Annotated in this window: 12 protein-coding genes; 6 read left to right on the forward strand and 6 right to left on the reverse strand. The window is 65.1% G+C overall.

Going from position 1 to position 24,840, the window contains the following annotated elements; translation table 11 throughout:
- Positions 1 to 201: 201 nt before the first annotated feature.
- Positions 202 to 615 (reverse strand): hypothetical protein, encoded by a 414-nt coding sequence (locus ACXJJ9_RS14255; protein ID WP_457097798.1) that lies wholly within the window; start codon positions 613 to 615, stop codon positions 202 to 204.
- A 230-nt stretch (positions 616 to 845) separates the two neighbouring features.
- Here ACXJJ9_RS14255 and ACXJJ9_RS14260 point away from each other — a divergent pair, with 230 nt between their 5' ends.
- The 6 genes from ACXJJ9_RS14260 to ACXJJ9_RS14285 all read left to right on the forward strand — a co-directional run bounded on the left by ACXJJ9_RS14260 (position 846) and on the right by ACXJJ9_RS14285 (position 16,623).
- Positions 846 to 10,871, forward strand: a complete 10,026-nt coding sequence (locus ACXJJ9_RS14260; RefSeq protein WP_457097799.1) for an amino acid adenylation domain-containing protein — start codon at positions 846 to 848, stop codon at positions 10,869 to 10,871.
- Positions 10,872 to 10,914: 43 nt separating this feature from the next.
- Positions 10,915 to 11,718, forward strand: a complete 804-nt coding sequence (locus ACXJJ9_RS14265) for a hypothetical protein (RefSeq protein WP_457097800.1) — start codon at positions 10,915 to 10,917, stop codon at positions 11,716 to 11,718.
- Positions 11,715 to 12,557: a hypothetical protein gene (locus ACXJJ9_RS14270; RefSeq protein ID WP_457097801.1), complete on the forward strand. Its 843-nt coding sequence runs from the start codon at positions 11,715 to 11,717 to the stop codon at positions 12,555 to 12,557. The genes ACXJJ9_RS14265 and ACXJJ9_RS14270 overlap by 4 nt, the downstream gene beginning before the upstream one ends.
- Before the next feature lie 38 nt (positions 12,558 to 12,595).
- Entirely contained in the window at positions 12,596 to 14,323 is a 1,728-nt protein-coding gene (locus tag ACXJJ9_RS14275; RefSeq protein WP_457097802.1) for a glucosamine inositolphosphorylceramide transferase family protein, read from the forward strand.
- A 25-nt stretch (positions 14,324 to 14,348) separates the two neighbouring features.
- Entirely contained in the window at positions 14,349 to 15,869 is a 1,521-nt protein-coding gene (locus ACXJJ9_RS14280) for a lipopolysaccharide biosynthesis protein (RefSeq protein ID WP_457097803.1), read from the forward strand.
- A 115-nt stretch (positions 15,870 to 15,984) separates the two neighbouring features.
- On the forward strand, positions 15,985 to 16,623 hold the full coding sequence (locus ACXJJ9_RS14285) for a YdcF family protein (RefSeq protein ID WP_457097868.1): 639 nt from the start codon (positions 15,985 to 15,987) through the stop codon (positions 16,621 to 16,623).
- A 106-nt stretch (positions 16,624 to 16,729) separates the two neighbouring features.
- Here the strand turns inward: ACXJJ9_RS14285 and ACXJJ9_RS14290 are convergent, their stop codons facing one another.
- From ACXJJ9_RS14290 to ACXJJ9_RS14310, 5 genes are all read right to left on the reverse strand, one after another.
- Entirely contained in the window at positions 16,730 to 18,964 is a 2,235-nt protein-coding gene (locus ACXJJ9_RS14290) for a choice-of-anchor Q domain-containing protein (protein ID WP_457097804.1), read from the reverse strand.
- Between the two features lie 437 nt (positions 18,965 to 19,401).
- The gene (locus tag ACXJJ9_RS14295) at positions 19,402 to 20,802 is read right to left on the reverse strand and encodes a hypothetical protein (RefSeq protein WP_457097805.1); all 1,401 of its coding nucleotides are present in this window, start codon (positions 20,800 to 20,802) and stop codon (positions 19,402 to 19,404) included.
- A gap of 133 nt (positions 20,803 to 20,935) precedes the next feature.
- Positions 20,936 to 22,258 carry an O-antigen ligase family protein gene (locus ACXJJ9_RS14300; protein ID WP_457097806.1) on the reverse strand — a complete coding sequence of 441 codons (1,323 nt, stop codon included), beginning with the start codon at positions 22,256 to 22,258 and terminating at the stop codon, positions 20,936 to 20,938.
- Positions 22,259 to 22,326: 68 nt separating this feature from the next.
- Positions 22,327 to 23,496, reverse strand: a complete 1,170-nt coding sequence (locus ACXJJ9_RS14305; RefSeq protein ID WP_457097807.1) for a glycosyltransferase — start codon at positions 23,494 to 23,496, stop codon at positions 22,327 to 22,329.
- The gene (locus ACXJJ9_RS14310) at positions 23,489 to 24,808 is read right to left on the reverse strand and encodes a glycosyltransferase (RefSeq protein WP_457097808.1); all 1,320 of its coding nucleotides are present in this window, start codon (positions 24,806 to 24,808) and stop codon (positions 23,489 to 23,491) included. Before ACXJJ9_RS14310 ends, ACXJJ9_RS14305 begins: the two co-directional genes overlap by 8 nt.
- Positions 24,809 to 24,840: the final 32 nt, after the last annotated feature.

Below are 24,840 nucleotides of genomic sequence, written 5' to 3' on the forward strand. Positions count from 1 at the left end.
GGTCAGCAGCCAGGTGATGGCCCAGGGATCGATCGAGACCTTGCTGGTCCGTCGGGAAATCGGGCGTGCAGCCATTCACGTGATCCCCTGTCGTCCTATTTCGACAAACGGGGCTGCCACATATCTGCGGTCAAACCGTGGCGTGCCCGAAGGCACATTCACATGATGGACGGAGCAGTGCCGGGTCCCGTCACCCCGGGATCACCTCAGCCACTCACCCGAGGCCATGGCGAGCAGGACAAACAGCAAGACAAGGAGCATGACGGCCAGGGCCAACGCGACCCGGGGCTGCGATGACGCGCGATTGCCGGAAGGAGGAGGGCTGTCGTCCTCCGCGTACCTTCGCCGGGCACCTACTACGCCGGAACTCCACACGCCTGATTGATGTGGCGCTGCGCCCGGAAGACGCCCGTATCGTCGGTAGAAGCGGTTTGCGGTGGTGTACAGACCGATCAGTTCACGCAGGACAGCAGTGGACTCGGGCGATTGTGCGCCGCCGGTGCGATTGGGCTGCAGTTCGGAGATCCGTCGACGGTACGCGAGCTGGAGCTCCGCCAGGCTGCAGTTCGGCTTCAGCCCCAGCTCGGAGTAGAGCATGGTGAGGTCGGGTTTCATGGCGTGCCATCCATCGACCTATCGTAACGCGGGCCAGCCTTGGAAACGCCCCCAGGAGAGGTTCGCCGCGGTCACTGCGTGGCCGCATGGGGTGTCCCAGGACGTTTGCCCGGACATCAGCGCGATCTCTTCATGACCGCCCGGCCGGCGCGAACCGGGGACGACTTGAGTGGGGCATCACGAATGACAGGTTATCCCTGGTGGTGCAGCGCGGGCATTGGAAGGTGGGCATGAACAGGCAATCCGACGGTCCTTCACCGCGTATTTTTCCAACCAACTTGGCTTCGTGCATACCGCAACAGATCGAGCAGCAGGCCGCGAAACAGCCGGATGCGACAGCGGTCACCTGTGAAGGCGCCAGCCTGAGCTACAGGGAACTCAACAGCCGGGCCAATCAGCTGGCCCATCGGCTGCGCGCGTTGGGTGTCGGCCCGGAAACCCTGGTCGCAATCGGCCTGGAACGCACGCTGGAAATGGTGGTCGGGCTTCTTGCCATCCTCAAGGCGGGCGGGGCGTACCTGCCGATCGATGCCGCATATCCACGCGAGCGAGTGCAGTTCATGTTCGAGGATGCGCGTCCGGCGGTGTTGCTGACATCGTCCGGGCAGCGCGACTCCATGCCTGCCAGCGATGTGCCGACCTTGCTGCTGGACCAGGGCTGGGAGCAGTTCGCAACGGAGTCTTCACACGATCCGGTGCCGCTGGCGCAGCCGGACAATCTCGCCTATGTGATTTACACCTCCGGTTCGACCGGAAAGCCGAAGGGCTGCCAGGTCACGCACGCCAACGTCGCGCGCCTGTTCACCGCGACCCGCGACTGGTTCCAGTTCGGGCCAGCGGACGTGTGGACGTTCTTCCATTCCCACGCCTTCGATTTTTCGGTGTGGGAGATATGGGGTGCACTGATCCATGGTGGCCGCGTCGTCGTGGTCCCGTACCTGCACACCCGCTCGCCAGAGATGTTCCACGCTCTGCTTGTGCGCGAACGCGTCACCGTGCTGAACCAGACGCCATCGGCGTTCCGCAACCTGATCCATGCCGATCTGGCTTCCGGCGTCGCACCTTCCGCGCTTTCTTTGCGATACGTGATCTTTGGCGGTGAAGCGCTCGAACTGCAGATGCTGCATCCCTGGTTCGAGCGCCATGGCGACCAGCATCCGCAACTGATCAACATGTATGGGATCACCGAAACCACCGTCCACGTCACCTACCGCCCGATCAGCGTCGATGACCTCCAGCGCAACGCCGGCAGCGTCATCGGAGAACCCATCCCGGACCTGCGCCTGTTCGTACTCGACCCTGGCCTCGTGCCCGTCCCGGTTGGGGAAGTCGGCGAAATCCACGTGGCCGGCGCCGGTGTGTCGCGTGGCTATCTCAATCGTCCGGAATTGACGGCCGAACGATTCCTGCAATGGCAGTCTCCCGCCGGCGAATCCCTGCGTCTCTACAAGACCGGCGACCTCGCACGCCAACTTCCGGATGGCGATCTCGAATACCTGGGGCGCAGCGACCACCAGGTGAAGATCCGCGGTTTCCGCATCGAGACGGGTGAGATCGAGAGCGTCCTTGCCCGCCACCCATCCGTGCGCGCATGCGCAGTGATCGCGCGCAACGACGGCGCTGGCGGCGAAGCAAGACTGGTGGCCTACGTCGTGCCCCGGGGAGCAGCGGCATCGCACGCATCGCTGCGCGCGTACCTCGCGCCGTCGTTGCCGGATTACATGATTCCCAGCGCCTTCGTCGAACTCGAGGCGCTGCCCCTGACGGAGAACGGCAAGCTCGATCGTCGCGCGCTTCCGGCACCCACGCGGCAGCGCCCCGAGCTGGCCTATGCCTACGAGCCGCCGATAGGGCCGATGGAAACCTACCTGTGCGCTTCGTTCGGCGACCTGCTTGCGATGGACAATGTCGGCCGGCACGACAACTTCTTCGAACTGGGCGGCGACTCGCTGCTCGCGGCGCGCCTGTTGCAGCAGATCAGCAAGGCACGTCCGCGCGAATCCGGCGGCGTGATTCCGACATCGCTCCTGTTCCGCAATCCCACTCCGGCGACGCTTGCCGCGTCGCTGGAAGGGCGTGAAGGCACCGGGATAGAGCCCAAGCGGTTCGCGGCGGCACACCGCACCAACAGCCAGATGGCAGGCGAGCCCATCGCCATCGTTGCGATGGCCGGTCGTTTTCCAGGGGCCCAGGACGTTGAGGCGTTCTGGCGCAATCTGTGCGAGGGCCGCGATTCGATCACGATGTTCGGCCCCGATGACCTCGATCCCGCCGTCAGCGCGCAGGAGCGCAACGATCCGGCCTATGTGAAGGCGCGCGGTGTGATCGACGGTGTCGAGCAGTTCGACGCGGCGTTCTTCGGCATCGGCTCGAAGGAAGCCGAACTGATGGACCCGCAGCAGCGGATCTTCCTTGAGCTGGCGTGGGAATGCCTGGAACGGGGCGGCCATGTTCCCGATGCGACATCTGGCCCGGTCGGCGTATTTGCCGGGATGTTCAATGCCAGCTACTTCCAGCGTCACGTCTCCGGGCGTCCGGACCTGATCGACAAGGTCGGCGCCTTCCAGGTGATGCTGGACAACGAGAAGGATTTCATCGCCACGCGCGTCGCGCACAAACTCAACCTTACCGGTCCCGCGGTCAGCGTGCACACGGCCTGCTCGACATCGCTGGTGGCGATCTGCCAGGCGATGGACAGCCTGCGCCTCGGTCATTGCGACATGGCGTTGGCCGGTGGAATCACCGTGACCTGTCCGCCGCGCAGTGGTTATTTCCACCAGGAAGGCGCAATGCTGTCGCCCGACGGCCATACGCGGCCGTTCGCTGCCAATGCGCAGGGCACGGTCTTCAGCGATGGCGCCGCGATCGTGCTGCTCAAGCGTCTGTCCGATGCGGTGGCCGACGGCAACCAGGTCTTCGCCGTTATCCGCGGCGGCGCCGTCAACAACGACGGCGCCGGCAAGGCCAGCTTCACCGCACCCAGTGGCGAAGGGCAGGCGGCAGTGATCGCAATGGCCCATGATCGCGCCCAGATCGATCCGCGCACCATCAGTTATGTCGAAGCCCACGGCACCGCCACGCCAGTGGGAGATCCGATCGAGATCGAAGGATTGACACGGGCCTTCCGTCGCGCGACCGATGACAGCGGGTTCTGCAGGATCGGATCGGTGAAGAGCAACGTCGGCCACCTGGTGATCGCCGCCGGTGCCGCCGGCGTCATCAAGACCGCTTTCTCGCTGGCCGAGCAGCGCATTCCGGCCAGCCTGCATTTCGACGCGCCCAACCCGTCCATCGACTTCGCCACGTCGCCATTCGTGGTCAACGCCACACAGAGCGAGTGGCCCTTGACGGAGGTGCCGCGCCGGGCCGGCGTGAGTTCGTTCGGCGTGGGCGGAACCAACGCCCATGTGGTGATGGAAGAAGCGCCGCAATTGCCGGCATCGGAACCGGCGAGCGGTCCGAATCTGCTGGTGCTGTCGGCGCGCACCTCCACGGCGCTCGCCAACGCCGCCACGCAACTGGCCGACCACCTCGAAGCGCAGCCGGATGCCAACCTCGCCGATGTGGCCTGGACGCTCGCCGTCGGCCGCAAGGCTTTCGCCCAGCGCATCGCCGTGGTCGCCGCCGACATCAACGACGCGATCGCACAACTCCGCAGCTCCGAGGTCGCCTCGGCTGCCGCGCGCGGGGTCCCGGCGCGACAAGGCGATGTGGTGTTCCTGTTCCCGGGGCAGGGCGCGACCTATCCGGGCATGGGGCGCAACCTGTATGAATCGGAGCCCGCCTTCCGGGTGGCGTTCGATGACTGCGCCGACGCCTTGCGCGCGGAACTCGGATTCGACCTGCGCGAACGTGTTTTCGCCGACGATCCGGAAGCGTTGCTGCCCACTGCGATCATGCAACCGGCGACGTTCGCGATCGAATATTCCCTGGCCCAGTGGTGGATGAGCCACGGCGTCATGCCGGCGGCGATGATCGGCCACAGCATCGGTGAATTCGTGGCTGCGACGCTCGCCGGGGTTTTCACCCTGCCGGATGCACTGCGGCTGGTCGCGCGCCGCGGCGCGCTGATGCAGGCACAGCCTGCCGGCGGCATGTTGTCCGTGCGGCTGCCGCTGGACGAGCTGCTTGCGCGGCTCCCCGCGGACTTGTCGCTGGCGGCGGAAAATGCGTCCGGCAATTGCGTCGTGTCGGGCCCGCTGGAGGCGATCGCGCGATTCCAGGCGCTGCTCGAAGCCGATTGCATCGCCTGCCGGGCGTTGCGGACGTCGCACGCCTTCCACTCGCAGATGATGGCCCCCGTGGTTGCGCCGTTCCGTGCGGAAGTGGCGTCGCTCGAGTTGTCCGCTCCGCGCATCCCCATCGTTTCGACGGCGACCGGCGACTGGCTCGATGCAGCGCGGGCGACTTCGCCTGATTACTGGGCTTCCCACCTGCGTGAGCCCGTGCGGTTTGCGACGGCACTGGGCCAGGTGCTTGGCACGCCCTCGCGCGTCCTGCTGGAAGTGGGACCACGCGCCACCCTGTGCACGCTGTCGCGCCAGCATCCCGGCGTCCAGAAAGACCACGTACCCAGCGTGGCAACGCTCGCTGACAACCCGGAAGGAGAGCTGGCAAGCGTCCGGCTGGCCGCGGGCCAGTTGTGGACGCAGGGCATCACGCTGGATCCAGGCATGTTCGATCGTCGCCACGTGCGCCGGCGTGTGCGGTTGCCGACGTATCCGTTCGAGCGCCAGCGTTTCTGGGTCGATGCCGTCCCCGCAACGGACAACGTCGTGTCGCTGTCGGGCGTCGTTGCCGCGGAGCCGGAGCTGCACGTGGCCCCACCACCCACCGTCGAGCCACTTGCCATGCAGCAACAAACGGGCGACCGGCGTTCGCGCCTGATCGCGCAGCTCAGAGACCTGTTCGAGGACGTGGCGGGTTTCGACCTGGCCGACGCCGATCCCGATGCGAACTTCATGGAACTCGGGTTGGACAGCCTGATGCTGACCCAGGTCTCCCTGCAGTTGCAGAAGAGCTTCCCGGTCAAGATAAGTTTCCGGCAATTGATGGGCGAACTTGCGAGCCTGGATCGACTGGCCGCGTTCGTCGATGCGCAATTGCCCGCAGAAGTCGTGACGGCCCCGGAGCCGACTCCGTTGGCGACGCAAGCGGCGGCGACTCCCGCGTCCGGCCCGTCAGGATTCCAGGCGGCGCCGATCACGGGTGGCGACATTGCCATGCAGATGCTCCAGCAGCAGATGCAATTGCTGACCCAACAGCTGGCCCTGTTGACCGGTGGCGCGGCACCCGTCGCGGCGCCGGCGAAGGTGGTGGCTCCGGTGGCCGCGGCGGCGCCGCCGCCCGCCGATGACGAAGCCGAACTTGCCCACACCAAATACGATGTCAAGAAAGCCTTTGGCGCGATCGCCAGGATCACGACGACCGACAAGCAGGAACTGAGTGCAGTCCAGCACGAAAAGCTCGACGCATTCATCCAGCGCTACGTCGCCCGTACCCGGAAATCCAAGGAATACAACCAGGCCAACCGGTCGCACATGGCCGACCCGCGAGTGGTCAACGGCTTCCGTCCTTTGCTGAAGGAGATCATCTACCAGATCGTGATCGAACGCTCGAAGGGCGCGCACCTGTGGGACATCGACGGTAACGAATACGTCGACGCCACCAACGGCTTCGGCATGAGCCTGTTCGGATGGCAGCCCGACTTCGTGCTCGAGGCGGTGCGACGCCAGCTGGATCTGGGCTACGAGATCGGGCCACAGCATCCGCTGGCGGGCGACGTGACCAGGCTGGTATGCGAGCTGACCGGGCACGACCGTGCCGCGCTGTGCAATACGGGATCGGAGGCCGTGCTGGGAACGATGCGGATCGCGCGCACTGTCACCGGGCGCGAGACCATCGTGTTGTTCAACGGCTCGTATCACGGCATCAACGATGAAGTGCTCGTGCGTGGCACGCGGAAGCTGCGTGCCGTGCCCGCCGCACCGGGCATCCTCAGGAACACCTCCGAGCATGTGCTGGTGCTCGACTACGGCACGCCCGAGTCTCTGCAGATCATCCGCGAACGCGCGCATGAGCTGGCCGGCGTGCTGGTCGAACCCGTGCAAAGCCGCCACACCGACTTGCGTCCTGTGGAGTTCCTCAAGGAAGTGCGTGAGATCACCCGCGCCGCGGGTGCCGTCCTGATTTTCGACGAGGTGGTGACCGGCTTCCGCTCGCATCCCGGCGGTACCCAGGCCCTGTTTGGCATCAAGGCCGATATCGCCGCATACGGCAAGGTGATCGGCGGCGGCAATCCGATCGGGGTCATTGCGGGCAAGCGCGAATACATGGATGCGCTCGATGGCGGCGCATGGCAGTTCGGCGACGAATCCGTGCCCACGGTGGGCGTCACCTATTTCGCAGGCACGTTCGTGCGGCACCCACTGGTGTTGGCATCCGCAAAGGCGGTGCTGGAAACGTTGAAGCGCGAGGGGCCCGCGTTGCAGGAGCGCTTGAACGCGCGCACGACGGCGATGGTCGAGGAGATCAATGCCTTCTGCGCGGAGATGGGTGCTCCGGTAGTGGTGAACCACTTCGCGTCCGTGTGGAAAACGGCGTTCCTCGAGGAGCATCCGTTCCAGGACCTTCTGTTCGCGATGATGCGCAGCCGCGGCGTCCACATGCTCGACAATTTCCCCTGCTTCCTGACCACCGCGCATGGGGACGCGGAGTGCCGCCACATCGTCGAGGCGTTCCGCAGCTCGATACTGGAATTGCAGGATGCGGGATTCCTGCCGCGTCGCGCCATGCGCAGAGTGATGAACGCTGCGCAGCCGGTGATGCCCGGCGCACGCCTCGGGCATGAACCCGATGGTCGTCCAGCGTGGTTCATCGCTGATCCGGACCAGCCCGGAAAGATTCTCAAGCAGGTTGCTCAAGGTGGGGACATGAACACTGCAGCACTCATGACGTCGCGCGCGTTCGAGCCCGTGAACTACGACCCCTTCGCCCGGGGTGAACTGGCCATGGTCGTGCCATCGACAGAACCGCAGCGCGAAATCTGGCTCGCGGACCAGTTGGGCCGTGAGGCTTCGCTGGCGTACAACCTGTCGATTTCATTGCGACTGAAGGGCGCGTTGGATGTGGGCGCGTTGCACGGCGCGCTCCAGGAGCTGGTCGACCGGCACGACGCGTTGCGCGCCAATATCAGCCCAGACGGCCAGAGCCTGACCGTGCTGAAGCGCCTGGATATCCCGCTTCCGAGTGTTGACCTTGCACACCTGGACGATTCCGCGCGCGATGAGGCCGTCGCGGCGCATGTGCGCGCGAAGGTGGAAACCCAGTTCTCGCTCAGTACCGATCCCTTGCTGCGGGCCGAGCTGCTGCGTCTGGGCGATCAGGATCACCTGCTGCTGCTCACCACCCACCACGTCATCTGTGACGGATGGTCCTGGTGGGTGCTCGTGCAGGAACTGGGAGTGCTGTATGGGAAACACCGTGGGCTGGACACCGAACCCCTGGATGCGCCGGCCAGCTTTGCCGAGTACGCCCTGAACGAGTCCGAACAGGCGTCGGACGCGACGCATGTCGCGGACGAGGCGTACTGGCTGTCGCGCTTCGAAGGCGCACCACCGGTGCTTGAATTGCCTACTGATCGGCAGCGACCAGCGGTGCGCAGTTTCACTTCCGCCCGCGAAGACCACGTGCTCGATGCCGCCCTCCTGACGGCCCTGCGCAAGCTGGGCGCCCGCCGCGGGGTAAGCATGTTTGCCACCCTGCTGGCCGGCTTTTCTGGATTGCTGGCGCGCCTGAGCGGGCAATCGGACATCGTGGTCGCCATCCCCTCTGCCGGGCAGCCGGCCGCGAGCAGCGATTCGCTGGTGGGACATTGCGTCAATGCGCTGCCGCTGCGCTTCGATATCGATACGTCCGCGCCCTTCACCAGGCTGATCGAGGGTGCGCAGGCGGCCCTGATCGATGCGATCGAACACCAGGGATACACCTTCGGCACGCTGCTCAAGAAGCTGCGAGTCCCGCGCGATCCCGCGCGGATGCCGCTGGTGAGCGTGATGTTCAATGTCGACACGGGGTTCGACCAGGAAAGCACGGGCTATCCCGGCCTGAAGATGGACTATGAGAGCAATCCGCGCACCTGCGAGGCGTTCGAATTGTTCGTAAATGCCGTGCATACGCAGGGCAAGCTGGTGCTCGAGTGCCAGTACAACACCGATCTGTTCGACGCCGCCACCGTGCGGCGCTGGTTGCGTGCCTACGAGACCTTGCTGCGTGCGGCAGTCGAGGGCGAAGCCACACAATTTGCAAGCCTGCCGCTGGTCGATGCGGTAGCGCGCGCGGAACTGGATGCGCTGCAACCGACACCGGTTGYCTATGCACGCGCCCATCGCATGCACCAGTACTTCGAGTCGCAATGCGATCGGACGCCGACACGCATTGCACTCAGTGCGGGCAGCATCGTCCTGCGCTACGCCGACCTGGAGGCGCGGGCGAACCGGGTAGCGCACGTACTGCGCGGTCATGGCGTGCGGCGCGGCGCGTTGGTCGGGTTGGCGCTCGATCGGAGTGCGGACATGCTCGCGGCGCTGTTGGGCATCCTGAAAGCAGGCGCCGGTTACGTGCCCCTGGATCCGCAGTTCCCGACCGAGCGTCTTGCGTATATGGCCGCCGATGCCGGGCTCGCGATGTTGTTGACCACACGGGCGCACGCCGAGCGTTTCGACCTGCGCGGCAGGCCGGTGCTGCTGCTCGACGACCACGCCGCACAGTTCGCTGCTGCTGCAACGACGCGCCTGGATGCTGATGACGGCGCCGCGCAGCCCGAGGACCCCGCGTACGTCATCTACACCTCCGGTTCGACGGGACGCCCCAAGGGCGTTGTCGTTCCGCATCGCGCGGTGTCGAATTTCCTGCACAGCATGCGTCGCGAACCAGGGCTGGCGGAACACGACCGCCTGCTCGCCATCACGACATTGTCGTTCGATATCGCCGTGCTCGAATTGATGCTGCCACTGGCGGCGGGGGCGCAGATCGTCCTGGCGGACAAGGATACGGCCGCCGATGGCAAGGCGCTGCGGACACTGCTGGAAAACAGCGCGGCGACGGTCATGCAGGGCACTCCATCGAGCTGGCGCCTGCTGGTCGATGCGGGCTGGCCAGGCTCGAGTGAATTCAAGGCGCTGTGTGGCGGCGAGCCCATGGCGCCTGAACTGGCGGCATCCCTGCTGTCGCGTTGCGGATCGTTGTGGAATGTATACGGGCCCACCGAAACCACGGTGTGGTCGACCTGTGCGCGCATCAGTGCCGCGCCGAATGGACAGACGCCGGACGTCCACATCGGCCGTCCGATCGACAACACCAGCGTCTGGATACTCGATGCGCACGGCGAGCTCTGCCCATTCGGAGTGCCCGGTGAGATCTGCATAGGCGGGCAGGGCGTCACCAAGGGATACCTGCAGCGCCCCGAGTTGACCGGGGAACGGTTCATCGCGGATCGTTTTACCGCCTCGCCGGGCAGAACCTTCGCTCTTGACCCGGCATTGCTCTATCGCACCGGTGACCGCGGCCGCTGGCGAGCCGATGGCAACCTCGAGCATCTGGGACGCCTCGACCACCAGGTCAAGGTACGCGGCTATCGCATCGAACTTGGCGAGGTCGAGGCGAATCTCGCCACGCGGGCCGAGATCGCACGCGCGCTCGTGATCGTGCGTGAGGACCGCGTGGACGATCAGCGACTGGTCGCTTACCTCGTCGCCAAGCCTGGTGCGACCATCGAAGAGGCTGCCTTGCGCGCGCACCTGCGTGAGTTGCTGCCGGCATACATGTTGCCGCAGCACTTTGTCGTGCTTGACGAGATTCCGCTGTTGCCCAACGGCAAGATCGACCGGAAGGCCCTGCCACCAGCCGTTGCGATGGAAGCGGCCGCTCCACGTCCGTCGAGCGCGATCGGAGCGGACATCGACCCGCGCGTCCGCTACCTGTCGGATGTCTGGTCCGGTCTGCTCGGCCTGCCTGCCGGGCCGGACGACAACTTCTTCGACCTGGGCGGCCACTCGATGCTCGCAGTGCAGATGGCCAGTCGGGTCGAGCGCGATACGGGCCACAGGATCAAGCTGATCCGCCTGGGCGCGGAAACCCTGGCCCAGGTCGCGGCGGCGCTACCGATTCCGGCCGACGAAACCACGCCGGGTGCAAGTGGGCGCATCAGCAACAAGCTGCGACGACTGTTCCGACGTGCCGTGGGAGCGCGCCCATGAACCGCGCCGGTTGCACACCCGGGAGCCATCGGAGGCGACTGCGATGAGCATCGGCGACTGGGAGCCGTTCTGGCTGGGGCCGTCTTCGCGCCGGCTCTACGCCGCATTGCATGGCGTGCCTGGCTCGCCCTCGACGGGCGTCGTCCTCGTGCCCCCGTTGCTGCACGAGATGCCACGCAGCCGGCGATTCATCGCCGAGGTGGCCCGGGAGTTTGCAACGATCGGGCTGCCCTCGCTTCGCTTCGACTTCCACGGCACCGGTGATTCCACAGGCAGCGGGGACGAATTGGATTTCGCGTCCATGCATCGCGATCTGGACCTGGCGACAACGGCATTGCGTGAAAGGACCGGTGCCAAGCGGCTGGTCCTGCTCGCGTGGCGCGGCAGCGCGCTCGCCGTGCGCAACTGGCTGGGTCGCGGTGGCGTGGCCGACCTCGTCGTGCTCTGGGAACCGGTCGTCGATGGCGGAACCTGGCTGCAGGAACTCGTGCAAGGCGATGCCGGCGAGCGTGCGATGCGGCCACCGCCGCGCGCCGGCGTTCCCCGCATAACGGACCCTGCAGATGGTCAGCTGATGGGTTTCCCTGCGTCATCGCGACTGCGCGGCGATCTTGCGCAGGCACGCATGGATGACGGCAGGGCATCGGGCACTGCGCCCATGTGGGCGCTGGTCCGTGCACAGGTGACCGCCCTGCCGGGGAACATCGCCCGCGTGCTGCCGCTGCCGGAAAATACACCCAGTTTCGACATTGGCGCCGCAATGGATGCGACGTTCTTCCTGACGCCACCGGTCCGTGATTTGGTGAACCAACTCGGGCAGGCGATGCGTCAGGAGATCCGGGCATGAATGCCGTGCTGGACGCCACTCCTCTCGAGGTGGATATGGAGCAAGAGGTGCTCGTGCGCTTCGGTTCCGGCGGCCAATTGGCCGGTGTGCTGAGTGGCGTGTCCGGAACGGGACCGACGCTGTTGCTTCCCAGCGCCGGCTTGCAGCCGCGTGCGGGTCCATTCCGGTTGCATGTCCTGCTTGCGCAGAGGCTGGCGGCGAATGGCATCAGGACTTTTCGCTACGACGTCCCGGGCGTTGGTGAAGCGCCGCGCATGCCGGCATGCGACGCAACGCTGGCGACGGTAGCCGCGATGGACCAGCTCGAAGCGATGCACGGCTGTCGCAACTTCGCCATTGGTGGCATCTGCAGCGCTGCCGATACCGGCTGGGACGTGGCCAACCTGGATCCACGCGTATCGGCACTGCTGCTGCTGGACGGCATCTGTTTCACTGGCCCCTGGCATCGCTACGCCCGCATCCTCGGGCTGCTGCGCCGCATGCCGAACGAATGGCGGCATTTCGCACGCAAGGCGACGGGGCGTCTGCGCGGTACCGCGAGCCTCGATCCGGATTCGTTCCGCACCTGGCCCAGCCACGCACAGGCGCGCGAACAGTTCGCACAGCTGGTGGCACGCGACGTGCGGATGTTGTGGATTTTCAGTGGCGGTTATGCAGAGCACTTCCTGCATCCGCGCCAGTTCGGATGGTCGTTCGGCCCGCCGGCAAACGATGCGCGGGTGACGATGCATTACTGGCCTGACTGCGACCACACCTATTTCGGTCGTGCGCAGCGCGACCGCCTGGTCGAGGCAGTGGCCGGCTGGATGGTTGCGCTGGCGGCGAAGAAGGCCCCATGAAGCACGCGGGAGCGACCGTGAAGACGCCACTGTATGCAGTGCCGGAAGGTGCCAGGAAGCCGCTGCGCGTGGTGATGGTCGGGCCCGCCGAGATCCCCGGATGGTTGCGTTCCTTCCATGACCTTGCCGCTGGCTACGACTGGATCGAACTGCGGACAGTGGTGGTGCCGGAAACCATGCTTCCCCGGGTGCCCGACGTGCCCGCCGACGTGCGCGCCGTCGTTGCGCTCGAGCACGCGATGCTTGGAGACAACAGCACCCTGGCGGCTGTGCCAATGCCCTCGGTTCCCGGGCATGCCGACGCCATGCTCGATGCGTCGCTTTCCCTGCGGGTCAGCGCGCTGAGTCCCGACCTCATCCTGCTGCTGGGGCCGCGCGAATCGGCAACCGCGCTGGCTGCCCTTGCGCCCTTGGGCTGCTGGCACGTGGATGCCAACCTGGTCGACGCGCGATATGCGGGGCTTTCCCTGCTTGCGCCGATGTTGCAGGGCGAACACACGACGCAGATGGCCCTGATGTTGAAGCAGGCGGCGGGCTCGCCGATCGACCTGACTGTCAGTTGGGGCCGGACGCGTCCGAGTTCGTTCATGAAGCAACGGGAGGACGCCTTCCGGAAGCTGCCGGGCCTGTTGCTGCGTGCCTTGCACCGTCTCGCTGGCGGCTATGTTTCCGTGGTTCCCCATTCGGTGGCGACGCTGGACCTGCGCTCGCAACTGCCCATGGGGCGAGCAGTTGGAATGCGGGTGCTCGTCCTGCTGTTGCAGGCTGGCTTGCGCCGGATCACAGGCAAGCGCAGGGATGGCCGCATCGGCTGGACCCTGGTATTGCGCCTGAACGGGACTCCGCTTGATCCGCAGGCGCCCGTCATGGGGTCGCACGTACTGCTCAGGGCCGAGAAGGGGTGGTGGGCGGATCCGTTCGTGATCACGGCGCAGGGACGCCGGCTCGTGTACGTGGAAGAAATGATCAATCCGAAGCGCAACGTCGCCAACATTGCCTGCGTGGAACTGACCGATGGCGGGGCACGCCGGTTGGGCGTGGCACTCGACGAACCAGGCCATCTTTCGTTCCCGCAGGTCTTCGCCTGGCAGGAGCACTGGTACATGACGGTCGAGTCGAGCTACGACCGGCGCGTGAGCCTGTACCGGGCTACTCATTTTCCTCTCGGGTGGGAACGCGTGCGGGACCTGGTCACGGGACGGGTATGCGTCGATCCCACGCTTCATCACCACGAGGGTCGTTGGTATCTGTTCACCAATGTGGCGGAGAACCGCAACAGCACCAGCGATGAGCTGTTCCTGTTCGTGGCCGACAGTCTCGAAGGCGAGTTTTCCCCGCACCCGGCGTCACCCATCGTCTGCGACGTGCGCCGTGCGCGGATGGCGGGCCGGCTGTTCCGTCACCGGGGCCGTCTGATCCGGCCGGCCCAGGACTGCGGGCCCGGCTACGGAAACGCCGTGGTCTTCAACGAGGTACTCGAGTTGGGACCGACGACCTATCGCGAGCGCCAACTCTCGCGATTGGCGCCCCAGCTGGCACGGCCCGTGGGCGGATGCCATACCTACAACGTCGACGGCGGCGTCGAAGTACTCGATGTGTTTGGACGCCGACCCACCGGGCCGGCGTACCTGAAGATATTCGACGGCCCCCGTTCCCAACCTGAGAGGAGCATTGATCCTGCCGCGGACAACAAGGTGGAGCAGTTGGCTTCCGCTGTCCTGCAGAAGACGGGGGACCGGGCGCACCCCGGTGCGCCACCCCGTTGATGCGAACGATGGCGGATTGCACCCGATGAACAGCCAGGCGGAAATCACCCGGGACGACGGCAAGGGCGCGCAGGCGCCAGCCCAGCCGCGTACGGACATCGGTACGCATTACTTGCGCTATTTTGTCTCGAATAGCGTCGTGATGCTCCTGGGATTCATCTCTTTCCCGATCCTGACGCGGTACCTCGACAACACGCAGTACGGCATCCTCAGGTATTACGACACATTGATGCTGCTGGGTGTGGCGCTCCTCAAGTTTGGAACGCCGCACGCGATCGTGCGCTTCTATCCCTACGATGGCGACCCGGTCCGCATGCGGGACTTCGGCACCAACATGGTGTTCCTGCCCCTGCTGTTGTCCGGGGCGGTGTGGGCCTTGAGTGTCGTCGTCCTCATGCTCTGGGCATGGCTGGGAGGGGGAAATTCCCATCCTCTCTTCTGGTGCGCGGTGATGCTGGTTCCCATGCTCGCTGCCACCAACATCGTGCAGATGGTGGTTCGCGCCAGCGAGCGTTCGGACATCCTCATGGCGACGCGCGTCATCGCGCGCATGCTCGAGCTGGTGTTCGTGCTTGGGGCAGTAGTGCTGATACAGCACAGCGCACTGGCTGCGTACGGCGGCAAGCTCATCGCGGCGGCGCTGGTGCTGGCCTGGCTTGCGCAGTGGATGTATCGCAACGTGCATGTCGCGCGCGATTCGATCGACCTGGCCGCCTTTCGCGCCGGAATGATGTATGGCTTCCCGCTGATGGCCAACGAGTTGGCGTCCAGCGTCCTGGCCAACATGGATCGCGTATTGCTCAAGCACATCACCGGCGACTTCGCGGTAGTGGGCATCTATGCCATCGGCTATTCCCTGGCCATGCAACTCAACGTCTTCATCAACGCGACCCTTTCGGAGGCGTTCACGCCGGCGGTCATGCGCGCTTACGAAACGGGGGGCAGCGTTGCCGTCCGCGAGCTGAAGGAGCAGGTCCTGCTGCCGATGACCTATGCGGTGGTGGCGATCATCACCATGCTGCTGGTATCTGGCCAGGACCTGCTGGTTGCGCTGAGCGGCGCCGACAAGGCGGCATCGGGCGAAGTGTTTGTCGTGGTCGGTATCACCCTGTCGACATTCGCGTTGTTCGCCATAGCGAATTACGGCCTGCAACTGAAGAAGCGGACCATGCAGGTGTTGACGATCACGTTCATCGCCGCGCTGCTGAACATCGCAATGAACTTCATCCTGATTCCCCGCATGGGGTACATCGGCGCCGCGTGGGCCACGGCGATCGCCTACGGCGCTTTGACCGTTGCCCAGTTCATGGTCTGTCCGAAGGGATTGGCGCGCCTTCCCGACGCGCGTTCCCTCGTGGTGTCCGTGGGCTGCGGCGCGGTGCTGGTGGCCGTGGCGCGCGGCACCGACCTTTTCGGGTTGCACGGCGTCTGGATGCGCCTGCTCGCAGGTGGCGTGCTGTTCGTGCTCCTCTATGCAGTGCCGGTCCTGGCGCTCGATCCCAAGCTTCGCCAGATGATGCGGGCCCTGAGATCGCGGCTGGATTGACTTGGTCACGTGGCTGCTATCCCCGCTCGCGTGGTTGCTGCTCGCGTGCGTGTCGATGCCGTGGGCCTGGCGTCATCACCGGCAACGAACCTGGCCGACCATTGCATGCGGCTTGGTGATCGTCATCGCGCTGGCAGCGATGACGCCGCTCGTGGCGAACATGTTGTCGCGGCCGCTGGAGCGCCCTCTCGCCGAACCAGCGGGCTGCAAGTCGGGGCCGCCATCGACCGCGGTCGTACTGGGCGGAGGCATCGACGGCCGGCCTCGAAGCGCAATGGACTACACCGCCCTGAATCTGGCGAGTCGGCGCCGCATCGATCGCGCAGTGGACTGGTGGGGCGAAGGCGAGGGCAGGCGACTCGTCCTCCAGGGTGGCACCGGCAACCCCCCGCTGGCCGAACTGATGGCCGCCTACGCCGGTATGCGGGGTGTCTCCGCATCGGCATTGCAGCTGGAAAAAGGTTCGTTCGATACCTGGAGCAATGCGCGCCAGGCCGCGCAACTGACGCCGCGCCTGCCGCGCCGTATCGTGCTGGTGACGTCCTGGATCCACATGGCCAGGGCGCAGGAGGCTTTCACCAGTGCCGGCTTCGAAGTGTGCCCGCTCGGGACTGATCTGCGCCGGCTGCCGTCGCGGCTGCCCTGGGCGCTGGTGCCGCGAACCAGCGGCTTGGCGAATTCCGAAGTTGCGTTGCACGAATGGGTAGGACTCGTGAACTACCGCTGGCGCGGCCGCCACGGAATCGAGCGGTAATGCACGACCGCGTGGTCGGTGAAACGGGCCAGCAACTGTCAGAACAAAAAAAGGGCCCCGGATTCCGGGGCCCTTTGAGGTGTTGCAGCTTTATATCGTCAGCTGATTACTGGTAGACCGAGAAGGAGCTGGTCGTGGTCTTGGTCAGGCTGCCGTAAGTCGCCACCGTGGTCAGCTGGTAGGTTCCGATCGAGCTCGAACCCGTGCCAGACACGAACGACATCTTGGCATAGCCGTTGCTGTCGGTCGTCACGGTCTTCTCGATCGTGTTGATCTTGTTCGGCTTGAGCGCGGTGAAGCTCACCTTCRCTCCCGAGACAGCCACGCCACCCTTCATTACACGAGCGGTGAGGTAAACCGTTTCACCCGCCTTGTAGCTGCTCTTGCTCGAGGTCACCGTTTGCGTCAGACCGGTAGCGGCGGCGACGGCATAGGTGCTGGAAGCATTCGCGGTGTGGACGCTGCCAACCGTGCTGCTGGTGCCCACGCCGATGGCATTGCTGCCGGTGGCGGTGGTCGGCGACGTCACGGCGAGCGTGGCGCTGCCACTGGCACCCGGGGCGAGCACGACCGAGGCGGCCGACAGAGTGCCGGTCCAACCCGACGGAACGCTACGAGCCAGGGCAAACGTGGTGTTGCTGCAGGCGCTGCTGTCGTTGTTCTTCACGCTGACGGCGTAGCTGTTCTTGGTGCCGGCGGCGACCGCGGTGGTCGGGCCAGTCAAGGTCAGCGTCGGCGCCGCATGGGTGCAGGTCGTGGGCGTCGTCGGCGGCGTGGTGGGCGTGGTCGGCGGCGGAGTCGTGGAGCCAGCGCCGTACTCATACGCGCCGACGTCGTTGGCAGCACCCGTCGGACGGGCACCCATCACGAAGTCGGTGGTCACCGCGCTGATCATCGGGGCCTTGTCGATCACCGGGCTGCCGGCAAGCGGTTCGGCATCGAAGCCAGCCAGCGTCTCATTGGTCAACTTCGGATCGGTCGAGCACGTGGTGCCGCTCGGGCAGGTACGCACCTTCCAGCCCATGTTGCCGGAGAAGCTCTTGGCCGCCGGGGCGCCGCCAGCAGTCATCAGCGTCTGCTTCGTCGAATCGGCGTAGTACGGGAAGCCAAGCACCATGTTGTTCTGGATGTAGATCTTGTCGGTGGACGTGCCTTCGCCATAAGCGATCTGCGCGTCGCCTTCGCCGGCGATGGTGTTGTGACGAACGGTCGCGACGTCGTTACCGGTGAGGATCAGCAGCAGCGAGCTGCCGTAGGCGCGGCACAGGTCGCCCGTGGTCATGTAGAACTTGCCACGGAAGTAGGTGCACTGGCCGACGAGGACCGAGTTCTCGATCAACGAGTTGCCCTTGAGCTTGACCTGGTTGCCGGCGTTGGCCACCGAATAGATGCGACGCAGCGTCACCTTGGTGGTGTCGGCGCCGTTCATGTAGCGCAGGTCGATACCGTCGGAGGTGTTGTGGTGCACGAACGCATCTTCGATCAGCCAGTCGCCGCCGGTTTCGGTGGTGCCCATGCCGTCGCCGTAGCCGCCAGTCTGCTGCGCCCAGCAAGCCCACGGCTCGCCGGTCGACACACGCTCGCCGCAGCCGTTCCACGCGATCTCGATGTCGCGCATGACGATCTTGCCGGAGTTGGAAGCACCGGTGCCGATGTTGCCGTCCCAGCCCGCGGCGCCGTTCTTGTTGAGCTTGAAGCGCTCCATCGTCCAGTTGGTGAGGCCACCGGCGTTCATGCCGTTCTTGGCCATGCCGTGGATGTTGACGTCATGCACCCAGACGTTGGTCGAGGCACGGGCGTACAGGCCCACGCGCGCCCACGGCATGCTGCTGGTGCAGGCGGCCGAGGAGTTGGAATGGTTGAAGACGCAGTCGCTGTTGTCGGTGACTTCGAGGTTGCCGAGTTCGACATTCGAGCTGCCGTCGAGGTTGAGCACGCGGTGCACGCCGCCGACGCCGACGAGCTTCGGGGTCGTGCCCGGCTTGCCCAGGATCTTGGTCCGGGCCGAGCTGGTGCCGCTCGGGATCGGCTGCATGTAGCCGCCGCTGCCGATCTGATAGGAACCGGCGCCAATCAGCAGGGTGTCACCACCAGCGATACGCGCGGAGCCCGACGATGGCATGGCAATGTTGGGGTTCTTCCAGGCGCAGGCCTGGGCGGTGCCGCTGCCCGGATAGGCAGCATCGGAGCGGCCATTGCACTGGCTCGCATCGCCACCATCGGCGCGGACATAAAAGGTTGTGGCTTGTGCGGAACCGATGGCGGCGAGGCCAACCGACGGCAGAAGAAGCGAAAGGAAAAGCTTGGACAGCTTGCGATTGCGAATAGTGGGAACAGTCATCAAAACGCACGTCTCCGTAAGACAAAGGGGGCGTGGCCGAGAGCTCCCTCCCTCGACCAGGAGGCGGACTCTACGGAGGGGGTACAGGGGGGTTTGTGCGACGCGGCACACTTCGCCGTCCGTTCGTTCGGCAGGCCCGTCTCAGGCGCTCAACGCCCTGACATTGCGCGAGAAATTCAGCTGGGATTTCGATAGATCAAAATCATGAACAGGGTTTTGCCTGTTCAGTGTTTTCTCGCGCGTGCGCGCTCGTGCGGATTCTATTCGTGAAGGCGCAATAGAGCTGGTCAGCAAAGTGTGTCGTGCGTCACACGCGAGAATCCCGGGCTTAAATCGTGCCAACTTTTGGCGCCGACTGGCTCCAACAAGCACGAAAAAAGATTGCCGGATTCCGACCAGCTTCGATGAATGCGGCTTGGTCGAATAAGGTGCCGCGCCTAGCGAGGGGCAGCTTTGCCGCACGTCACGGCACCGGCCTTGCCGTTGGCCGGACTGCCCGCAAGTGGTTTCGCATCGAAGGCGCCCAAGGCCATGTTGGCCAGCTTCGGGTCTTGCGTGCACAGCGTGTCGCCAGGGCAGGCAGCGACTTTCCAGGCCATGTTGCCGGAGTAACTGATGGCTGCCTTTGACTTGCCGCCATCGAATGCAGAGAGCCGGATGGGATCCCCGTAACGCGGATAACCGATCACCAGGTTGTTGCGGATATCTATCCTGTCCGAGGTGTCGCCCTCGCTGTGGCCAATCTGCACGGCTCCCTCGCCGGACAGGGTATTGCGGCGCACGATCGCCGTGTTGTGGCCGGTCATCACCAACTGCAGCGTGCTGCCATCGGAGCGGCACAGGTCGCCATCGGTCATGAAGAACTTGTTCCTGAAGAAGCTGCAGCTGCCGACCATCACCGAGTTCTCGATCAGCGAGTTTCCCTTCACCTTGACCTGGTTGCCGGCATTGGCGATTGCGCGGATGCGGCGCAGCGTCACCCTGGTGGCGTCGGCGCCATCCATGTAACGCAGATCGAGGCCATCGGAAGTGTTGTGATGGACATACGCATCTTCGATCAGCCATTGGCCGCCGGTTTTGGTCGTGCCCAGGCCGTCGCCATAGCCGCCGGTCTTCTGCGCCCAGCAGGCCCACGGCTCGCCGGTCGCAACGCGTTCACCGCATCCGTTCCAGGCAATCTCGATGTTGCGCATGATCATCCTGCCGGAGTTGGAACCTCCGCCTTCGATGTTGCCGTCCCATCCGGCGGTACCGTTCCTGTTGAGCTTGACGCGCTCCAGCGTCCAGTTGCTGAGGTCGCCGGCGTTGATCCCCCGTGCCGCCATGCCATGGATGTTGAGGTCGTGCAGCCAGACGTTGTTGGACGCGCGGGCGTAGAGGCCGACGCGTGCCCATGGCATGGCATCGGTGCAGGCTGCCCCGGCGTTCGAATGCTTGTAGACGCAATCGCTCCTGTCGGTGATCTCGAGGTGACCGAGTTCGACATTGGAACTGCCATCGAGGTTCAGGACGCGATGGACTCCATTGACGCCGACCAGTTTCGGCATCGCCCCCGCCTTGCCCAGGATGCGCGTAGGCGCATCCTTGCTCGGTCCACTGGGAACCGGCTGCAGATAGTCGTCTTCACCAATGGGATAGGTGCCGCTGGCAATGCGCAGGATGTCGCCACCTTCGATGCGCGCAGGGCCCGAGTGGGGCAGGGCGATGCTGGGATTTTTCCAGGCGCAGGCCTGGGCAGTGCCATGGCCGGAATAGGCGGCATCCGCGCGGCCATTGCACTGGTTGGCGTCTCCGCCGTCGCTGCGGATGTAATAAGTCGTCGCATTCCGCGACGCCAAGGCGACCGGGATATCCGAGTTGCCCGATCGTCCCGATGGGCAGAGTTCGGGCGCCGGGACCGCATCCGCCGCGCAGGCGACCATGGCCGCGCATGCGCAGGCGGCGAGCGCTATCCGCGCTCCCCCGTGCATGTCAGCGAAGCGCATCCCTGAGCCTGGCGAGCCCGGGCACTGCGCGCACGGCCAGTGGAAAACGCGTGCTGACGGGGACCAGGGGGACGGTTGTCGGTTCGCTGGCTTCGGCTGACAGCGCGGCGGAGTGCGCCTTGATCCGGCCGTAACGTTCCATCAGGCCGCACAGGACCCAGAAGTTGGCCATGATCACGCTGTCGAAGAACGGGCTGCCATACATGTTGCCCAAGGCCATCGAAATGACCGCCAACGTGAAGCCCAGTTCGAACGTGCGCAACTCCGGCTTTGCTGCCCCCGGGGAGCGGCGCAGCCATCGTGACAGTCGCCATAGCCGCCAGAACACCCACAGCAGCGCCAGCAGACCCAGCGGACCGCACTCGGCCAGGGTCAGCACGAAACCGTTGTGCGCGTCCTTGGGCCGGCCATAAGGGGTGTAATCGCCGATATGCCTGTCGAAGCGTCCCAATCCCACGCCGGCCGGATGGTCGCGCAACATGTTCATCGTGCCGTTCCAGATCACGAAGCGACTGGAGGTGCTGGCATCGAGCGTCACGGCGCCCGTGGCGTCCACTTGCTGCGTTTCCTGGACGCGCTCGACGACGCTTGACGGCAGGAAGCTGGCCGCAGTCGCCACCAGCAACACGGCCGCCAGCAACGCGGCGGGAATGCTGCGCCAGACCAGCAGCACCATCATGCCGAACAGACCGATCAGGTATGCCTGGCGTGAGTAGGTGAACAGAATTGCAAAGGCCAGGATCACGCTGCCCGCGATCGCTGCCAGGCGCACGGATCGGCGCTGGTTCGGCTGAAGCACCAGCGCCACCAGGAATGGCAGGAACATGGCAAAGAACACGCCGGCACGGTTGGCCATGTTGATCGGGCCGAATGGACCGGTGGCGCGTTCGGTGTTGGAGAACGAGCCCAAGTTGAAGCTCAACCCTTGGAAGACGGCTTCGAGCCCGGCAAGGACGGCCACCAGCAGCATCAGCATGATCATCTGCCGGGTGCCTTTCAGGTCCAGCCCGCATCGCCGGTACGCGAGATAAAGGAACGGAAAGAGCACCGCGACTTTGGCTTCGCGAAGGTCTGCCCCGAAGTTGGACAGGTCGCTCCATTGTGCGGCGACGAAGGCAATCAGCATCGCCAGGAACAGCGCGATGAGCGGGGGAAGAAGATAGCTGGCGCGCGCGAGATAGGGCTCCTCGCGATCGCCCAGGAGTATGGCGATGACGATCGCTGCGACCGAAACCGACACGCTGACATTGGACGGCAGGTGCGCCGCATTCGGCAGCAGCACGATGGGGATGGCGTAGAGAAGGCGCATGGGTCAGCAAACCTCACCGGCCATGCCGGTCGCATTGGGTGGGCTGGCGTTGCGTCGGCAGCCTGCGTTCATTTCGTCGGCCCTGGTTCCGCGTGTGCCAGCGTGCGAACTCCCGCCGGATCCGCTTTACAGAGACAACGCTCGTAGACCGCCGTCGTTCCGGCGACGAGCGCGGCCTGGCTGTGGTGCTGTTCCACGTGCTGCCTGCCCGCCTGCGCGAGCCTCGTGCGCAGGTCTGGATCGGCCATGCGCGCGATCAGGGTGGCGAACGCGCCGGGATCGTCGCTCGGGAACAACAGGCCAGTGCGTCCATGCTCGATCAGTTCGACACTCCCGCCGACCGCCGAAGCGATCACCGGGCAACCGGCGGCCATGGCTTCGAGCAATGCGTTGGACAAGCCCTCGAAATGGGAAGGCAGCACCAGGAAGTCCGCTGCCTGCATCAACTGCGTGGCATCTGGTCGTTCGCCAAGGAAGCGCAGGCGCGAAGCCACGCCATGGTCTGCAGCAAGCTGGGCTATCTCGTCGCGCAAGGGGCCATCGCCAGCCAGCGCCAGCCAGGGCCGTTGTGCGGGCGAGAGCATCGCGAGCGCGCGGACCAGGCATTCCAGGTTCTTCACCGGAACCAGCCGCCCGACGAAGAGACCAAAAAGATCTCCTTCCGGCGCGCCAATGGATTGGCGCATGGCGGCTTTGTCTTCGGTGGAGACCGGCGTGGGCAGGCCGACGTCGTTGGCGATGGTGGTGAACAGCGACGCCGGCATTCGCGTACGTTGCGCTGTCGAGTGCGCGCCTGCTTCGGAATTGGCGATGACTGCCGCGCTGCGGCCGAGCACGATGCGTTTGAGCCACCAGTACCACGCCGGCCGATCGTCCCGTACCGAACTGCGTTCGGACGCCACCAGCACCGGGCGCAGGCCGGACAGGAATCGCGCCGGCAGGGTCCACAGCTCGGCCGTCAACGAATAGGCATGCACGAGCGCATAGTTCCTCTCGCGCAGCAGGCGGGCGTAGGAGGCAAGGAAACGCAGGTCGAGACGACCGCGCTTGGGCAGGTAATGCACGGTGATGCCGCTTGCGCGAATGGCATCGACCAGGAACGAGTCGCTGCGGAAGTAGGCGAGCTCCGGCTCCCAATGCTGCCTGTCCAGTCCGTCCAGCAAGTGTTGGACCTGGCGCTGGCTGCCGCCAACTTCCATGCTGTCGATCACCACGAGCACGCGCCGCCGATCATGCATGGCACAGCGCCCTGAAGTGTTTGAGCAACCGTCCGGCCTCGATGCGCACGTCGAAATCACGTTCAACCTTGCGCCGCCCGGCCTCGGCAAAGGACTCGCGTTGAAGGGGCGCGTCGAGCAGCGCCTGTACCGCATTGGCCAGGGCTCCCACGTCGCCTGCCGCGACCAGGCGTCCACTGACGCCGTCCTCGACCAGTTCGGGAATTCCGGATATCCGTGTGCTGATGACGGGTAGCCCGGTTGCCATTGATTCCATCAGGACATTGGGGATCCCGTCGGACTGCCCATTGGGGGCAACGACGCAAGGCAGGACCATCAGTGACGAGTCGGTCATGTGCCGGGTGACCTCGCCTTGGGGCATCGCTCCCGGGAATTCCACGAGCGCGTCGAGGCCAAGTGCACTGCGCATGTTTTCCAACCGTGTCCGCTCGGGGCCTTCGCCGATGACCGTGCAGCGGAATTCGGTGCCGCGATCGCGCAGCTCCGCCAGCGCCTTGAGCAGGATGTCGAAGCCCTTCATCGGAACCAGCCGGCCGACGGAGAGCAGCTTCCGCGGATCACGTCCGGTGCGAACGTACGGAAGTTCGGCAAGGTTGAGCGACGAGTGGATGACGTGCACGGGGATCGCGCCCGGTGCCGGCATCCAGCGCTCCATGAAGCGGACGTTGTGTTCGGTGATGGTCACGGCGAGCGCGGCACTCTGCAGCTTGCCAGCCATCATGTGGTCTTCGATGAAGATGTCGTGCGCACGACTGGTGAAGCTGTAGGGCACTTCGAGTACCCGCGACAGGAACCACGCCACCGTCGCTGGGTAGGTTGCCCAGGAGGCATGCAGGAGCTGCGGGGAGAACGCGCCGATCTCATCGATGCGGCCCAGCGCGCGGAAGATCGCCGCCATGCTCTTGGCGAGTGCAGCAGGCCGGCGCCACAGCTCGCGCAACATGATTGCGAGGAAGGTCAGGCTCTCCGACGGCCGGTGCAGCAAGGTGGCGAATGCCGCGCCGAGCGTTTGCAGGCCACTCGCTGGATGCATGACGCGAGCGAGCAATGCTTCCGCTTGCGGTTGGACGATGTTTTCCCTTGGCTGTTTCAGCGACAGCACGCGGACATCCACGCCGCGATCGATCAGGGCCTGGATTTCGCGGACGATGAAGGTCTCCGACAGGCTCGGAAACTGCGAGACCACATACAGGATGCGCTGCGGGGAGGGATCCACCGGGGCCAGCGACTCCGCCCATGACGCTTGCGGCGCCGGGGCCGGGACGCCATCCGGACCGGCAGCGTAGTTGTTCTCCGTCGACTGCATTCGCATTGATCCAATCCCGCTCTAGGGAAAAACGTCGC

Source organism: Lysobacter sp. P5_B9, assembly GCF_054049835.1.

What these genes read in the sequence shown, in the direction of transcription:
- ACXJJ9_RS14310 (WP_457097808.1), bottom strand. Translation starts at nt 24,808, where the DNA reads ATGCGAATGCAGTCGACGGAGAACAACTACGCTGCCGGTCCGGATGGC.
- ACXJJ9_RS14255 (WP_457097798.1), bottom strand. Translation starts at nt 615, where the DNA reads ATGAAACCCGACCTCACCATGCTCTACTCCGAGCTGGGGCTGAAGCCG.
- ACXJJ9_RS14305 (WP_457097807.1), bottom strand. Translation starts at nt 23,496, where the DNA reads ATGCATGATCGGCGGCGCGTGCTCGTGGTGATCGACAGCATGGAAGTT.
- ACXJJ9_RS14280 (WP_457097803.1), top strand. Translation starts at nt 14,349, where the DNA reads ATGAACAGCCAGGCGGAAATCACCCGGGACGACGGCAAGGGCGCGCAG.
- ACXJJ9_RS14300 (WP_457097806.1), bottom strand. Translation starts at nt 22,258, where the DNA reads ATGCGCCTTCTCTACGCCATCCCCATCGTGCTGCTGCCGAATGCGGCG.
- ACXJJ9_RS14265 (WP_457097800.1), top strand. Translation starts at nt 10,915, where the DNA reads ATGAGCATCGGCGACTGGGAGCCGTTCTGGCTGGGGCCGTCTTCGCGC.
- ACXJJ9_RS14270 (WP_457097801.1), top strand. Translation starts at nt 11,715, where the DNA reads ATGAATGCCGTGCTGGACGCCACTCCTCTCGAGGTGGATATGGAGCAA.